The organism is Acinetobacter baumannii (genome assembly GCF_009759685.1).
Taxonomy (GTDB): domain Bacteria; phylum Pseudomonadota; class Gammaproteobacteria; order Pseudomonadales; family Moraxellaceae; genus Acinetobacter; species Acinetobacter baumannii.
The window spans coordinates 3409815-3425632 of sequence record NZ_CP046654.1 but is presented as its reverse complement, the minus strand read 5'-3'; the positions used below and the strand labels follow the sequence as shown (position 1 = coordinate 3425632).

At 39.0% G+C, this 15818-nt stretch carries 16 protein-coding genes; 5 read left to right on the top strand and 11 right to left on the bottom strand.

Going from position 1 to position 15818, the window contains the following annotated elements; translation table 11 throughout:
• Window positions 1-160: 160 nt before the first annotated feature.
• On the top strand, window positions 161-1951 hold the full coding sequence (locus GO593_RS16405) for a bifunctional metallophosphatase/5'-nucleotidase (RefSeq protein ID WP_031945368.1): 1791 nt from the start codon (window positions 161-163) through the stop codon (window positions 1949-1951).
• Window positions 1952-2018: 67 nt separating this feature from the next.
• Here the strand turns inward: GO593_RS16405 and GO593_RS16400 are convergent, their stop codons facing one another.
• From GO593_RS16400 to GO593_RS16370, 7 genes are all read right to left on the bottom strand, one after another.
• Entirely contained in the window at window positions 2019-2420 is a 402-nt protein-coding gene (locus tag GO593_RS16400) for a transcriptional repressor (RefSeq protein ID WP_000207884.1), read from the bottom strand.
• 527 nt (window positions 2421-2947) lie between these two features.
• Window positions 2948-3589: an isochorismatase family protein gene (locus GO593_RS16395; protein ID WP_000026861.1), complete on the bottom strand. Its 642-nt coding sequence runs from the start codon at window positions 3587-3589 to the stop codon at window positions 2948-2950.
• A gap of 72 nt (window positions 3590-3661) precedes the next feature.
• A complete protein-coding gene (locus tag GO593_RS16390; RefSeq protein WP_001257946.1) occupies window positions 3662-4432 on the bottom strand; it encodes an SDR family oxidoreductase in 771 nt (256 codons plus the stop codon).
• A gap of 359 nt (window positions 4433-4791) precedes the next feature.
• On the bottom strand, window positions 4792-5412 hold the full coding sequence (locus tag GO593_RS16385; RefSeq protein ID WP_000904332.1) for an ATP-binding cassette domain-containing protein: 621 nt from the start codon (window positions 5410-5412) through the stop codon (window positions 4792-4794).
• Window positions 5413-5416: 4 nt separating this feature from the next.
• On the bottom strand, window positions 5417-6109 hold the full coding sequence (gene modB, locus GO593_RS16380) for a molybdate ABC transporter permease subunit (RefSeq protein ID WP_000971578.1): 693 nt from the start codon (window positions 6107-6109) through the stop codon (window positions 5417-5419).
• On the bottom strand, window positions 6106-6891 hold the full coding sequence (gene modA / locus GO593_RS16375; RefSeq protein ID WP_000253147.1) for a molybdate ABC transporter substrate-binding protein: 786 nt from the start codon (window positions 6889-6891) through the stop codon (window positions 6106-6108). The genes modB and modA overlap by 4 nt, the downstream gene beginning before the upstream one ends.
• Before the next feature lie 190 nt (window positions 6892-7081).
• On the bottom strand, window positions 7082-7432 hold the full coding sequence (locus GO593_RS16370) for a winged helix-turn-helix domain-containing protein (protein ID WP_000664113.1): 351 nt from the start codon (window positions 7430-7432) through the stop codon (window positions 7082-7084).
• A gap of 222 nt (window positions 7433-7654) precedes the next feature.
• On the opposite strand from GO593_RS16370, the gene antA reads away from it, so the two are divergent.
• The 4 genes from antA (at window position 7655) to GO593_RS16350 (ending at window position 12129) form a co-directional block, all read left to right on the top strand.
• Window positions 7655-9070: an anthranilate 1,2-dioxygenase large subunit gene (antA, locus tag GO593_RS16365; protein WP_000204401.1), complete on the top strand. Its 1416-nt coding sequence runs from the start codon at window positions 7655-7657 to the stop codon at window positions 9068-9070.
• 2 nt (window positions 9071-9072) lie between these two features.
• Entirely contained in the window at window positions 9073-9564 is a 492-nt protein-coding gene (antB, locus tag GO593_RS16360; protein ID WP_000076809.1) for an anthranilate 1,2-dioxygenase small subunit, read from the top strand.
• Window positions 9565-9569: 5 nt separating this feature from the next.
• Window positions 9570-10604, top strand: a complete 1035-nt coding sequence (gene antC / locus GO593_RS16355) for an anthranilate 1,2-dioxygenase electron transfer component AntC (protein ID WP_100223321.1) — start codon at window positions 9570-9572, stop codon at window positions 10602-10604.
• Between the two features lie 466 nt (window positions 10605-11070).
• Window positions 11071-12129 carry an AraC family transcriptional regulator gene (locus tag GO593_RS16350; protein ID WP_001070629.1) on the top strand — a complete coding sequence of 353 codons (1059 nt, stop codon included), beginning with the start codon at window positions 11071-11073 and terminating at the stop codon, window positions 12127-12129.
• 57 nt (window positions 12130-12186) lie between these two features.
• Here GO593_RS16350 and GO593_RS16345 read toward each other — a convergent pair whose 3' ends face one another.
• From GO593_RS16345 to GO593_RS16330, 4 genes are read right to left on the bottom strand one after another with little or no spacing between them, the layout of a single operon-like run.
• Window positions 12187-13134, bottom strand: coding sequence for a SphA family protein (locus GO593_RS16345; RefSeq protein WP_000843225.1), 948 nt, complete (start codon window positions 13132-13134; stop codon window positions 12187-12189).
• Window positions 13135-13187: 53 nt separating this feature from the next.
• Window positions 13188-13718, bottom strand: coding sequence for a flavin reductase family protein (locus GO593_RS16340; protein WP_000379654.1), 531 nt, complete (start codon window positions 13716-13718; stop codon window positions 13188-13190).
• A gap of 28 nt (window positions 13719-13746) precedes the next feature.
• Window positions 13747-14985, bottom strand: a complete 1239-nt coding sequence (locus GO593_RS16335) for a styrene monooxygenase/indole monooxygenase family protein (protein ID WP_001252590.1) — start codon at window positions 14983-14985, stop codon at window positions 13747-13749.
• 43 nt (window positions 14986-15028) lie between these two features.
• The gene (locus GO593_RS16330; RefSeq protein ID WP_001024688.1) at window positions 15029-15814 is read right to left on the bottom strand and encodes an SDR family oxidoreductase; all 786 of its coding nucleotides are present in this window, start codon (window positions 15812-15814) and stop codon (window positions 15029-15031) included.
• Window positions 15815-15818 lie beyond the last annotated feature (4 nt).

The window sequence follows — 15818 nt, the reverse complement described above, 5'->3', positions numbered from 1 at the left end:
ATTTTTGCCTTATTTACTTCCTTCTAGTTATCCATATCTACCATCATCTTAACATTAATTTTTTAAAGATCATTCTATTTTGATTCAGTTTCAATTTTCATCAAATATTCATACTCTATGCGTATTTTTTATGCATCTTAATTCATCAATTGATAAAAAAATGACGACTTTAAACATACTATTTAAAACAACATCTTTATGTCTGGCAATGGCCTTATTGGTAGGCTGTAATGATAACGATGACAATGATTCAAGCACACCAGCACTGCGAAGTAACCAAACCGTAAATATTTTAGCTTTCAATGACTTTCATGGAAATTTAGAACCACCTAAACGTTACGTTGAAGCAGCGAATCCAAATGATGCATCTCAAACTGTACGTATTCCTGTCGGTGGTGTGAGTTACTTTGCAGATGCAATTAAGAAACTTAAAGCTCAAAATCCCAATAATGCTGTTGTGTCAGCAGGTGACTTAATTAGTGCTTCCCCACTCACTTCTTCGTTATTTCTAGATGAGCCTACTATTGAAGTCATGAATGATATTCAAATTGACTTTAATGCGGTTGGAAATCATGAGTTTGACCGTGGTACAGATGAATTGCGTCGTTTACAAAATGGCGGTTGTCAACAATATACCAGCACTGCCCCATGCCAAATTAATAAAAACTTTAGCGGCGCAAAATTCAATTTCCTTGCAGCTAACGTGGCAATGAAAAATGATACAAGTAAAACGATTTTTCCTGCCTATAAAGTCAAAACTTATGGCGGGATTCCTGTAGCTTTTATTGGTTTAACACTCAAAGCGACTCCAAGTATTGTTTCAGCGGCGGGTATTAAGGATGTTGAATTCCGTGATGAAGCGGATACGGTAAATGCGTTAATTCCTGAACTTCAAAAACAAGGTATTGAAGCGATTGTCGTCGTTGTCCATGAAGGTGCAGCGCCAAGTACGAAACTCAATCAAAAAACATGTGATGGCTTAAGTGGGCCAATTTTAGGTATTTTAGATCGGTTAAATCCGGCAGTTGATATTGTTGTTTCGGGGCATACACATCAGTCTTATATTTGTGATTATGCAACCAAGAATCCAGCTAAACCATTTTTACTAACCTCAGCTGGCCAATATGGCACGCTTATTACCGATATTAAGGTGGAGTTGGATGGTAAAACTGGCGATATCATTAAAAAAGATGCTAAACAAATTCCGGTTCAAAGTGAGGCCTATACTTCGGGTACAACCACTGTAAGTCTGACAGACCTCTATCAAAAATTTAGTAAGACACCAAGTATCGAAGCGATTTTAGATAAATACCGTCAAGCAGTAACCACAATTTCTGGACGTGTTGTTGGAACTTCTACTGCCGTTGTGAGCCGTACACAAGTCGAAAGTGGTGAAAGCCCACTAGGTGATATGATTGCCGATGCACAGCAAGCCGCTGCTCTTCAAGCAAGTAATCAAGGTTCGGATTTTACGTTAATGAACCCGGGTGGTGTACGTGCTGATCTACTAATTAACAGCAATAACCAGATTACGTTTGGTGATATTTTTGCAGTTCAACCTTTCGGTAACTCGATTGTGACTTTGAGCTTAACCGGTAAACAGATTAGAGATGTGCTTGAACAGCAATGGTCTGGTGCAAATGCAAATTCACCTAGAATTTTACAGCCGTCTAAAGAGTTGAGTTACCAATATGCGGCAAATACATCTGTTTCACCACGAGCAAGTAACATCATGGTTGCTGGTTCACCATTAGTTGACACTAAAGTATACCGTGTGACGGTAAATAGCTTCTTGGCAGATGGTGGTGACAACTTCACGGTATTAAAAGAAGGTCAAAACCGTGTCGGTGGTGGTCAAGATATTGATGCGCTTGAAAGCTATGTTGCACAAAACTCTAAAGATTCACCGTTAATTATTCCGGCTACGACTCGTATTAAAGTCATTAAATAACTCATTTAAGAATGCATAAAGGACAGTATGAAGCTGTCCTTTACTTTTATAACAGTTTAAAAGATTTTTATTCGGTATAAAGATTAAGTTCAACACTACTAATGTCGACTCCGGTGTTTGCAAAAATAATATCCGTAACCTCATGAAGTAATTCTTTAACTTTCTCATTTTCAAAGTTCAAGGCTTCAGAGGTTTTGAGCGAAATGAGGTTACAGCTCATCTTGTCTTTTCTAAGCTTATAAATACTTTTACTTTTTCCTAAAAACACCCTTTTAATGATTTTACGGTTTTCAAACTCAGATAAAATTCGATAAATGGTACCTAACGTAATTTTATGTTCATTTTTAATTTGCGCATAGATACTTATCGCGCTTAAGCCTTGTGGGTTCTGATTTAAAATCTCAAAAACTTGTACCCTCGATTTTTTTATCGGTAATCCATTTAATAATGATTTTGATATTGTCGTCATCTTACTGAACCTTAATGTCTAGAAATATAGGAATTTTTTAAAATTATTTTGACTATATTTACCTGAAAATTATGGAAATGATTTGATCTATAAATTAGAACTTACTACCCTATAAATAAGCTCTGAGCTAATTATTAAGTTTTAAAATAACTCCCATATTATCCCTCTCTTTGCTTTTTACATGTACGCACTTTGCGACTAGATGCATTCTTGAACTGAACCATATGGCGACCCTCTTCATTAATGTCACTCTTCAACATTATTTTGTATAATGGTTAACATATGATAATTATTATCATTTGTGTTTAACGGTGTATCATATACACATAAGTTTTAATATTCAATATTAAGTAATTATCAAATACATAATGATAACCATTATATTTTATTGATTAAATAATGATAAATTGCATCCATCTTCTATTATAAGTATTCATTTCGACCCATATAAAAAGCAGATCAATGACCTGCTCTTTATATCTTAAATACAGAAAGTTAAATGATTTTTATTCTAGAGGTAGTGCATCTTATTCTTGTATCCATGCTTGGATTACTTGTTGTGTTGTCATGACTTGAGCACATCGTGTACTGGCATATTTTAATGCCATATCGTGCTCTTCTCTGCTAAAGTCAGCCAGCGCATCACCACATAAAAATGGCTGTATGTTTAGCATAAATGCTTCCGCAGCACTCATTAAACAACCAATATGTGCATATACCCCACAGATAATCAGTTGATCGCGACCAGAGTCACGCATGAGTTGTTCGAGCGGAGAAAATTTAAAAACACTATATCTCCACTTAGTAAGTACCGTATCATTTTTTTGAGGTGAAATTTTCGGAAAAATCTGTGTGATGTTTGGCTCATCCTTTAAACCAGGCCCCCAAAAGTCGGTTAATAACTGCCGATATTCTGGTGATTGGTTGCCAGGTTGTGCTGTATAGACAACGGGAATATTAGACTGGCGAGCAGCATCAATTAATGCCTTAGTGTTTTGAATTAGTTCTGGAATAGGTTCTTGGGTTAGATCATAGAAATCTAAAAAATATTGCTGCATATCATGAACCAATAAAACAGCTCGGCTGGTATGTAGTGGCCAATTTGTTTTGTTTGGAGTAAATTCGTGCGCTTGGGGCATGCTGTAACTTGCAATCTTTGGAATACTCATTGGTATTTTCCTTTTCTATCTTTAAAAATATTTGTTCTTTAATTTCAGTGTATTGTTGTGCTGAAGTAAGCTTTAAACCCCAAGTGTAGCTCCTCCATCTACCACTATTTCTTGCATCGTAATTTGGGCCGCTCGGTCCGAAAGTAAAAAGTTCACGGTATTGGCAATATCATCTGGTTGCGCGAGTTTTCTTAATGGAATTCCTGTTCGGTACTGGCTTAAATCACCATCAATTACTGCAGGTGGAGGTGCATTATCTGTCCAGAGTTGTTGCTGCATTTGAGTGAGAGTAGATCCAGGTGAAACGATATTCAGCCTGACTTGATAAGGGGCGATTTCAAGTGCCAGATTGCGACAAAAATGACTTAGTGCAGCCTTAGTGGTGGCGTACATACCAAGTTGCATACGTGGCATACGCGCACTATTTGAACTAATAGTGACAATGCTACCCCGCCTTTTTGCACAAAAATGTTTAGCAAATTGTTGGCTGATCGCGATAGGCGCCATGACATTGACCGCAAAAAGTGTTTCCCAATCTTCCGTTTTTGCTTCAAGCATGGAGCGCATAATTAATACTCCTGCTGCATTTACTAACCCCGTAATTTCGTATTTTTCTAACAGCTCTGAAATTAAAGTTTGTGTTTCTTGTTGATGGGTAATGTCTTGTGAGATGCCTTGCCATTGTGAAGATTGATCTGACGTCATTGTTTTACTGATATCCCATTGTTCAGGATTTTTTTGACAGTCAATACCAATAACATGGTACCCCTGATCTAGTAGTTGCTTGGCGATAGCCGCTCCTATCCCTCTTGCAGCACCTGTGACCACGATGGTAGAGCGCATGTGAATACTCCAATTTATATTATAAAGAAATCTATAAATATAATTGCAAATAATTATCATTCTTATCAATAGCAAATGGATATAAAAGTTCAAATTATGATCTGATACAAATGAGTTACAGCTTAAAATTACAACCTAAAATATTGTTTTATAATTAGTTTATAAAATTTAAAGGTCAAGAATATTTTGTTATTAATAATCATTTTCAATAAGACAGGTTTTGATTTATTCGACTAAAATCAGATTTATGGTTTATCAAACCTAGTAACTTTTTAGGCTTCAATCTCCCGCAGGCTCAGAATGAGTTCTCTATAACTCCGACTCTCGTAAGTTTGGAAATGCGTATAAAAAATGAAAAATTATAAAATCCACATTGTTTCGGTCAGTTGTTTAATCTCTTGAATATCATGACTTACATAAATCATCGGAATTTTAATTTCCTCTTTTACTTTCTGAAAAAAAGGAATAATTTCAGCTTTATGATTCGCATCTAATGCTGATAAAGGTTCATCAAGCAGTAACAGTTTAGGTGAATATAACAATGCTCGACCTAGTGCCACGCGCTGCTTTTCTCCACCAGAAAGTTTGATAGGCATACGTTGTAATAAATGATCTAACTTTAATAATTCAATAATGTAATCTGCTTCAAAGTGACGTTCTTGTTGGGAAAGATGCTGAAAACCAAATAATAAATTTTGCTTGACTGTTTTATGCGGAAAAAGCTGGGCATCTTGAAAAACCAATCCAACATGCCGCTTTTGCGTGCTGACATTAATTTTTTGATTTGAATCAAACCACGTTTGATCCTGTATTTTAATGAGCCCACTACGCGGAGTGTTCAGCCCTGCAATGGCATGTAAAATGGACGTTTTACCTGACCCAGAGGCACCAAATAGCCCAATAACAGAAGCATCTGACTGGAAACTAGGTTCAATATGAAACTGACCCATGTGTAGCTGAAAATGGCATTCAATCAACATAATTTTACCGTCCTAACCGCTTCTTTTGATAACGATGAAACCACTGCGCAAACCATAGCGCTAAAAAAGCTACACTTAACGATAAAACAATAAGCCTTTGAATAGCAGCTTCTGTATCGGGTTGTTGCATTAAGCTATACATGGCTAGAGGCAAAGTCCGTGTTTCATTTGAAATATTACCCACAAAGGTAATGGTGGCCCCAAACTCCCCTAAACTGCGGCAAAAACATAAAATAGCACCAATTAAAATGCCACTGCTGGCAAGAGGCAAAGTGACATGAAAAAATGCCCCTAAAGATGAAGCTCCTAATGTCTTTGCTGCCATTTCTAAACGCTGATCGACCAGTTCAATCGCTAATCGAATAGATTGCACCAATAGTGGAAAACCCATCACTGCCGAAGCAAGAACGGCGCCTTTCCAGTTAAATGCAAAATCAATTCCGAGTGGGGCCAAATATTGCCCAATAATGCCGCGGCTCCCAAAAACTTGTAAAAGCAAATAACCAGGAACTACTGGCGGTAGTACTAAAGGTAAAAACACCAATGTTTCAATGAATGACTTCCCCCAAAAGTCTTTACGTGCCAAAAACCATCCCACACAAATTGCAGGAATAATACTAACCACAAGACAACTCGCTGCCACCTTACAAGAAAGTTGCAGAACGCTGAGCTCTTCTGGGGTTAGAGAAAACATCATGGCTTGACTGGAGCCAACATACTAAAGCCATATTTTTTAAAGACTGCTTTGGCTTGATTGCTTTGTAAAAATTGATAGAACTTTGCTGAGTTTGAGTTCTTTTTAATCAACCCTAAAGGATAAATAATTGGTGAATGCGTATTTTCCGGAAATATGCCAGCTACCTTCACGTCTTTACTAATCGCAGCATCGGTTGCATAGACAATACCGACCTGACATTCACCTCGCGCAACAAAGTTTAATGCAACTCGAACATCTTCTGTTTCAACTAACTTTGGCTCAATACGATTCCACCAACCTAAATTAGTAAAAGCTTGTTTAGCATATTTGCCTACAGGCACACTTTTGGTATCTCCTGTACAAATCTTGCCTGTAAACACTTTATTAGGATCGGTGGCTTTATCTAATTTTATGTTTAATGACTGCCCTTTTGGGGTAATTAGCACCAAACGGTTACCTAATAAATTTATACGGTCATTTGCTGCAACTAATTTTTTGTTTTGTAGATAATCCATCCACTGGGTATCTGCTGAAATAAAAATATCAGCTGGTGCTCCAGCTTCAATTTGTTTAGCTAAGGTTGATGATCCTGCATACGAAGTTTTAACTTCTACTTTATTCTGTTTTTCGTAAATTTTTTCTAAATCGTTAATTGCATTCGTTAAGCTTGCTGCTGCATAAACAGTAACTGATTCAGCCTTGGCTGGAACATTAAAGACCAATCCTATGCTGAGGACTGAACAGGCGAAAGCCAAATTTTTTATCTTCGTATCACTTACCATTATGTTTACCTTTTTTGTGTTTTTTTGCAGCGATATATACCCAAGAATATAGCGCTACACGAAGATTATGAAAAGCATAATTCGTTAACTATAGATGACTGGAATGCAGCAGTGCTTTTTCGGCGTGCACTTGATATTAAGCAAAAGCTATACCAAATCAAAAGATTTCATCGTTATGCAATCTTTTATCTTAACCTTTTAAATAACTACTCATGATTTGGTAATCATGCTCTAAAGCTTGTCGGACATTGTTTTCCATTTGACGGTAATGCTGTAAGACTTTCTGGCCCAAAGCTGTGATAGCTGCCCCACCACCATGTGTTCCCCCCGTTTGTGTTTCCACTAAAGCTGTTTCAAAGCATTGATTCATGGTGTCGACCAACTGCCATGCACGGCGATAGCTCATATTCATAGATTTTGCAGCTTGTGAGATTGAACCAGTTCTCGCAATTGCTTCAAGTAAATCCGCCTTACCCGGACCAAATGCAATATTTTGCTCTAAAAGAATTCTAATTTGTAATTTTAAGTTTTGTTCTTTCATAGACTTAGTTCACAAAGTTTCATTTTTATGCTGCTTAACATTATAGAAAACTTTAATAGCTTAAAACACATACAAATTTAAATCTCTACTCTTTCTTCAAAAGAGTTCAATTAAAAAATCAAAACTGCACAAAGTGGATAAAGATCTGGAAAAAACGGATAGAGAGCAATGCTTAATCGCGGTTCAATCAGTTAAAAGCTGATTGATTGGAGGATTGAGTAAATGACCTCATCTAATTTAAAACAATGGAATGATTTTATAGATGGATGTATCGACTTCCGTCCTAACGATGGCGTGTTCCGTATTGCACGCGACATGTTTACCGAGCCAGAACTATTTGACTTGGAAATGGAATTTATTTTTGAAAAGGTTTGGATTTACGCATGTCACGAAAGTGAAATTCCAAACAATCATGATTTCCTAACCGTTCAAATTGGCCGCCAACCGATTATTGTAAGCCGTGATGGTAAAGGCGAACTACATGCCATGGTGAATGCTTGTGAACACCGCGGTGCGACCTTAACACGTGTTGCTAAAGGCAATCAATCTACATTTACCTGTCCGTTCCACGCATGGTGCTATAAGTCAGATGGCCGTTTGGTTAAAGTCAAAGCGCCTAGCGAATATTGTGAAGATTTTGATAAATCAAGCCGTGGTCTAAAACAAGGCCGTATTGCCAGCTATCGTGGATTTGTATTTGTAAGCCTTGATACTCAAGCAACAGATTCCCTAGAAGACTTTTTAGGCGATGCAAAACTGTTCCTTGATTTAATGGTTAACCAGTCGCCAACAGGTGAACTCGAAGTATTACAAGGTAAGTCATCTTATACCTTTGCAGGTAACTGGAAGCTACAAAATGAAAATGGTCTAGATGGTTATCATGTAAGTACCGTTCACTATAACTATGTCTCTACAGTTCAACACCGTCAGCAAGTCAATGCATCAAAAGGTGCCGAACTCGACACACTTGACTATAGCAAGTTGGGTGCAGGTGACTCAGAAACTGACGATGGCTGGTTTAGTTTTAAGAATGGCCACAGTGTTTTATTCAGTGACATGCCAAATCCGACAGTTCGTCCAGGCTACAGCACAGTTATGCCATATATGGTTGAAAAATATGGCGAAAAATATGCTGAATGGGCAATGCATCGTTTAAGAAATTTGAACTTGTACCCTAGCCTATTTTTTATGGATCAAATTAGCTCACAGCTTCGTATTGTTCGCCCTGTGGCATGGAATAAAACTGAAGTCATCAGCCAATGCATAGGGGTTAAAGGTGAATCTGCTGAAGCACGCCGTAACCGTATTCGCCAGTTTGAAGATTTCTTTAATGTGTCGGGCCTTGGTACACCAGACGATTTAGTTGAATTCCGTGAGCAACAAAAAGGTTTTCAGGCCCGACTTGAACGTTGGAGCGATATTTCGCGTGGTTGTCAGTCTTGGGAATATGGCGCGACCAAAAACTCACAAGATTTAGGCATTCAACCCGTTATTACTGGCCGTGAATTTACCCATGAAGGACTTTATGTAAATCAACATGGACACTGGCAACGTCTCATGCTCGACGGCTTAAACAAGAAAGCCTTGAAAATGCAGGATATTACTTTTGAAAACAATACTGTAATGGATGAGGTGTAACCATGTCACAAGAACTACATTTTGCTGTATCTCAGTTTTTGTACAAAAAGGCAGAGCTTTGTGATGCTTATGACTGGGATGCCTACCTAGAGCTTTACGATGAAGATAGTGAATATCATATTCCACAGTGGATTGATGACCATAACTATGTTCAAGATCCAAATCAGGGCTTGTCATATATTTATTATGCAGACCGTACAGGCCTTGAAGACCGTGTATTCCGTATTCGTACCGGAAAAGCGGCCTCTGCAACGCCATTACCACGTACTTTGCACAGCATAAACAACATCCGAGTTAAAACATTGGATGATGGATTAATTGAAGCAAAAGTTGCATGGCAAACGCTTTATAACCGTCAAGGATTAGAAGGTTGTTTTTACGGACACGCTACTTATCTTTTGCGTCAAACCGCAGATGGTTTCCGCATTCGTCGTCAGCACAGCATTTTGCTGAATGACAAAATTGATTCCGTTTTAGACTTCTATCACGTTTAAGGGGAATGAAAATGGGACATTCAGTTGCACTTAACTTTGCCGATGGCAAAACCTTTTTCATTTCGGTAAATAAAGATGAATTGCTGCTTGATGCAGCAGTTCGTCAAGGAATTAACTTGCCGTTAGACTGCCGCGAAGGTGTTTGTGGTACCTGTCAGGGACAGTGTGAAACCGGCATTTATGAACAAGAATATGTCGATGAAGATGCATTAAGTGAACGTGATTTGGCCGAGCGAAAAATGTTAGCTTGCCAGACGCGTGTAAAATCAGATGCAGCTTTTTATTTCGATCATGATTCTGCTATTTGCAATGCTGGTGATACCTTAAAAATTGAAACCAAAGTGACTGCGGTTGAGCTGGTTTCAGAAACAACAGCAATTTTACATCTTGATGCGAGCAGTCATGCTGAACAACTTCAGTTTTTACCGGGTCAATATGCTCGTTTGCAAATACCGGATACTGAAGATTGGCGCTCATATTCTTTTGCAAATAGACCAAATGCGACCAATCAATTACAATTTTTAATTCGTCTCTTACCAGACGGTGTGATGAGTAATTACCTGCGTGACCGTTGTCAGGTTGGACAAAGCCTACTTATTGAAGCACCGCTTGGTAGTTTCTATTTACGTGAAGTAGAACGACCATTGGTTTTTGTGGCAGGTGGAACTGGCTTATCAGCTTTCTTGGGAATGCTTGATAACTTGGTTGATCAGCCTAACTCACCTGCAATTCAGTTGTACTACGGCGTAAATAGAGAAACCGACTTGTGTGAACAACAGCGTTTACAGGCCTATGCAGAACAGCTACCCAACTTTAGCTATCACCCGATTGTGACTAAGGCAACGGAAACTTGGCAAGGTAAAGCCGGTTATATCCATGAGCACTTAAATAAAGATCAACTTGCCGAGCAAGCTTTTGATATGTATTTATGTGGCCCACCGCCAATGATTGAAGCCGTTAAAAATTGGTTAGATGAACAAGCTTTGCAAAACTACCGTATCTACAGCGAGAAATTTTTACAGAGCAATACCTCACGCTAAAAGTACAAATAGCTTCAGTACAAATAATTTAGAAACCACTCAAACCTGAAATGATTCAATATACTCTTATAAGGGGTATATTGAATTTTTGCATTTAAATTAAAAGCTTTTATATATCAATAATATACAATAATTAATTCCGACAAAATAAATTGACCAGCTCACTCGGATTTGCTATAAATTTTGATAGATCTTAAGGAATAAGATCATGATGAGATTAACTTATAGCACCTTTTATATCCCCCTATTCTATTTCTCGAATGTATTAAATTGATAGACAAAATCCGATGTAAAAGTTTGAGAAAATCACATTAATTAGCGGTTAGATTGGTCTATATCTTGCTTATATCTCATTGTAATTTGCGAGTAACTTAATTTTTTAAGTGCCGTATTTACTTGCTGTGCAGCGAAGTTTTAAAGCTTTCGCAATACAAGTAAATACAGGAGTGAGCCAAAAGGGATAAATATGAACCAAGCCAACTCCCACGAACTCAATGGACGTCATTTTCAAAATGAGCCGATCTTTACTGATCATAATTTGGTGTTCGATCACCACGATTTAAGCGAAACCTGCCGAAATGTAGGCCAAATTTTTAAACCGCATGATCTTAAAATCTCTCATCAGAAGCGAGATTTCAGTGCAACTATGCACCATGTTAAAACAGGCGCATTGTCTATTAGTCGCTTGGAATATGGCGCAGATGTCATTATTGAACCAGATCATCTGGATAACTTTTACTTAATTCAAATTCCAACTCAGGGCTATGCAGAAATCGAGTTTGGTTCACAAAAGTTTATTTCTTATTCTCAAGTTGCTTCTCTTATTTCTCCTCAGCAATCTTTACGTATGCGCTGGCATGCAAACTCACCACAGCTCATTCTAAAAGTGTCAAAGGATGATTTTACTTACCATTGCCGTCAACACATTGCGGATTCAGAGAATAACTTACTCATTTTTGACCCTAAATTAGATTTTTCTACCCAAGGTGGAGCCTATTTTTTACAGCTGGTTAGAACATTAATGGATGCTTTAGCATGTGATCAGCACCCGCTCCATCATCCATTAGCCTTTAAACAATTTGAGTCAAATTTGTTTAATGCGCTCATTTATGGTCAACCCAATAACGCATTACATAAGCTTGATCATTATAAAGAAAAAACAGTCTCTCCTTATTTCGTGAAGCGTACAGAAGCCTATATTAAAGAACATTTACATGAGCCGCTTAATGTCGAAATTTTGGCTGAACATGCAGGCGTGAGTGTGAGAACACTATTTACTGGTTTTAAAAACTATTTGGGTACTACCCCAATGTCTTATTTAAAAGAATTACGCTTTGAACAAGCTCATTTAGAGCTGATGCATAATGAAAATCTGTCGGTCACTGACGTTGCATTTAAATGGGGATTTACTCACTTAGGTCGTTTTTCTCAAGAATATAAACGCCGTTATGGTGAGTTACCTTCGTCTACTCGCCGATCTGGTCATAGTGAGAGTTCAAGCTTGATTAATTCAATTTTTTCTTAAGTTTAAAATAGATAAATGCCTTTTATATTTGTTGATATAAAAGGCATTTTTTATGACCTAGAAATGGTGAACATAGCGAACTTGCAGTCGTGTTCCCTCTGGGCGGTTTTCAGCATCTTGCTCAAAATAGGCATTTGCAACCAAGTGATCATTTTTAGAAAAACTATACATCGCACCCGGACCAATTGCCCACACTTGCTCACGTCTACCTTTAACTTTTTCACCATCGACTTCGGTGTCAGTGATTTGTTTTAGCCAATAGCCATTTAGTCCCAAGCGGAACTGTTCGGTAATAGCATAGTCTGTTGCGAAGTTTGCATGAATTGCTTGCCCAGCTTGCATATCATTTGCTCCAGCAAAGGCATAGCTTGGGTCATCATTTTTAAAGTTATAGAGATAATGGATACGTGTTGACGCAGTCCATTTGGGATTAAACCAATATGTGGCAGCCCAATACGGGTCAAATGAAACAGCGTTATTACTTGGTTTAATATCTTTTTGCTGGTCGTATTCGCCAGTAGGTAAATTCACCTGAAACTCAAAACGATGTACAAACTTCGGCCCTTGCGCACCCATGACTGGATCGAACTGAATAAAAGGTCCGATCATAATGTCCCCAAAGCCACTTTGGGCTTTAATTGCAGCATTATTCAAGCCATCATCCATGTCCATTTTACTGACAAAAGGAATTAAAAAATTTATGCCTAGACTGGCTTTATCTTTTACTCGGACATTCGATAAATAACTAATCTGCTCAACCAGTACTTGATAATTTAAATCTGTTTTAGGTAAACCGAGTTTTTGTCCATTGGCATCGACCAGTTTATTGCTATCGTAATTTTGAAAATAGGTTTGAGCATACCAGCCGGGCCCTGCAGGTAATCCACCATCGAGAAAGCTGGTCATGCCTAAATTTACGGTCGGTAAATCATAGGCATGTGTAACCAACGGCAAACCTAATAATGTCCCTGCTAAAAAGCCATGTTTAATTAAAGTACTTTTCATCTTCTTATTTCCTATAAAAAAATCACGACCGGATTGATCGTGATTGTGGTGAATTAATGTGCTAATTCTGGATGCTCAGCGGCAATTCGATACTTTCCTGCGTGGAATACCAATGGTTCACCTTGGCGCTGTTGGTATTGTTCAATTTGACCAATAAAAATCAGGTGATCTCCGCCTTCATACTGATTTACATTACGGCAAACCAAGGTTGCGAGTGCATCAGTCAAAATTGGAACGCCAGCATTGCATTGTTGATGGGCAATGCCTGCAAATTTGTCTTCGGCACCTCGAGCAAAATGCCCCGAAAGCTGATGATGCTCTTGTGCCAACATGTGAATGGCAAAATATTCTGCTTCTACAAAATCAGGCAAACTTGGCGCCGTTTTTGAAAGGCTCCACAAAATTAATGGCGGATCTAAAGACAGAGATGAAAATGAATTGGCTGTCATGCCTATTTTCCGGCCATCTTTACCACTAGTGGTAATCACGGTAACGCCAGTTGCAAACTGACCAAGCAAATTACGAATTTCTCTTGGGTTTTCGGCATTAATCGCTTGTAAAGCTAAAGTTTCAATTGTGTCCATTTTTAAATCTCCCTTTGATATTTTGACCTTAGGCCACTTTTGCTGTGTTTTTTGAAGCTAAGAATGCTTGAGCCTGATTTGCATCAAACCACCACGGAGCAAAGGCGCGCGGGTCATCAAAGTTATTGGCCATAATTGAAGCAATGCGCTGGTTCTGGCTTGCAGCTGCTAGGAGTTCAACGACATGAGGCTCTGGTGGTAATAACAAGCTATTGGTCCAAGCCACGACTTTTTCTGCGTAAGCCCAATAGCGTTCAAAAGTTTGAACCATCCATTGTTCGCTAAAGCTTTGATTATCATTGGCTAAAATGGCATCAAAATAGATCTTGCTACACTTAGCCGCATTATTTGAGCCTTGGCCGGTAATTGGATCATTGACCACTAAGGCATCTGCCATACCAAAAATTTTCTTGCCAGACGGTAAGGTTAAAACGGGTTTGCGTACGGTCGGTGGGAAACGCCCTGCCAAATAACCGCCAGCATCAGTTAATTCAACATTTGAGCAGCGTTCATATTCCCAAGGCACAAATTTCTTGAGTAAGTCCAGACTACATTGCATGTGCTGTTCTGGTGTTTTCACATCTTGCCAACAGTCCATTGGCCCATTTGGAATACCTTCGAACACCATAATGTCGCAAGGCCCATTGATGGTTAGTGCCGGAAATGAAAAGTATTCCCCGACTTCAGGAATAATGTTAAAAGTCACACGTGAATAAGGTGAAATTGGCTTCATGTTTTTGACGTAGGTCAAAGCCAAAGCGCGCTGCGGTTTATCAAAAACACTTCGTACATCATCACGTTCAAACTGTTTAACAACTTCACCTTTACCAGCCGCGAGCAATACAAGCTCGTAGTCGTTTGCGAGTTGTTCTAACCCTTCTATTCCTACATCTTGAATCACCAATCGACCGCCACGGCGTTCAAATTCTTCCATCCAATAGGGCATTTTGACGCGTTGATCGACCGATTGAGCGTAGCGCTCAAGACGAGCGCTCCATTCAAATGCTTTACCACCATTTTCAGGGTTCACTAAAGCTAGCCCAATGCCTTCTACGGCTGGACATTGTTCTTCCCAGAAATTTAGTCCCAAGTCACGTTCAGTTTGTAAAGCGGTATGAAACATACACTGGCTTGACATGACTTTACCTTGACGGATTTCATCGGCAGTACGGTTGGTGATCATGGTCACGTCATAGCCTGTATCTAATAAGCCTAAACCAAGCTGTAAACCAGACTGTCCTGCTCCAACAATTGCAATACGGCGCATAATATTCTCCATAATTTTCTAAATGTGCTTTTAAAACGCTGTGCTATTCGGCTAAACGTGGAATAGCGGGCTGTGATCCTTCAGGGCCCATTACTGAATAGCCACCGTCGACCGCATAATCTGCTCCGGTGACAAAACTCGCAGCGGATGACAATAAAAACAAAACAACATTGGCGACTTCTTCGGGATGACCCAATCGGCCTAGTAAGTGATAATCGGCTGCCACGCTATCGGCTTTTTCACGGTTATTACCGCTGACTTCTGCAATGACACGAGACCATGTCCAACCCGGAGAAACCGAATTGACGCGAATACCATCGGCAGCAAAATCCATTGCCATGCTTTGTGTGAGTTGACGTATCGCGGCCTTAGAAACCGGATATAACCAGCGCCCTGTTTGTGCCACTTTGGCTGAAATGGAAGTAAAGTTAACAATTGAACCTTGCTGCTTTTTTAGGTCATTGTATAAAGCACGGCTCAGCTCAATTGTAGAGACCAAATTAAGATCGAGTGCTTGTATCCAATCCTGACGTGAAGATTTAAAACCGTCATCTAAGTAGGTACATGCCAGATTGACCAAGTAACTCACTTCACCTAAATGTTGGTGAATATCCGCCACAGCTTGTTGAATAGCCGCATCGCTGGTTAAATCGGTTTGAATAAACATCACGCCATGGTTAAAGCTTTCGGCAATCGCCTTACCTTTGGCATCAATATCTAAGATAGCGACATGAGCACCTGCACTCACCAAGGCTTGTACAACAGCTTTACCAATCAGTGTTGCACCGCCGCTCACCACAGCAACTTTTCCTCTTAAATTTATATTCATTGCA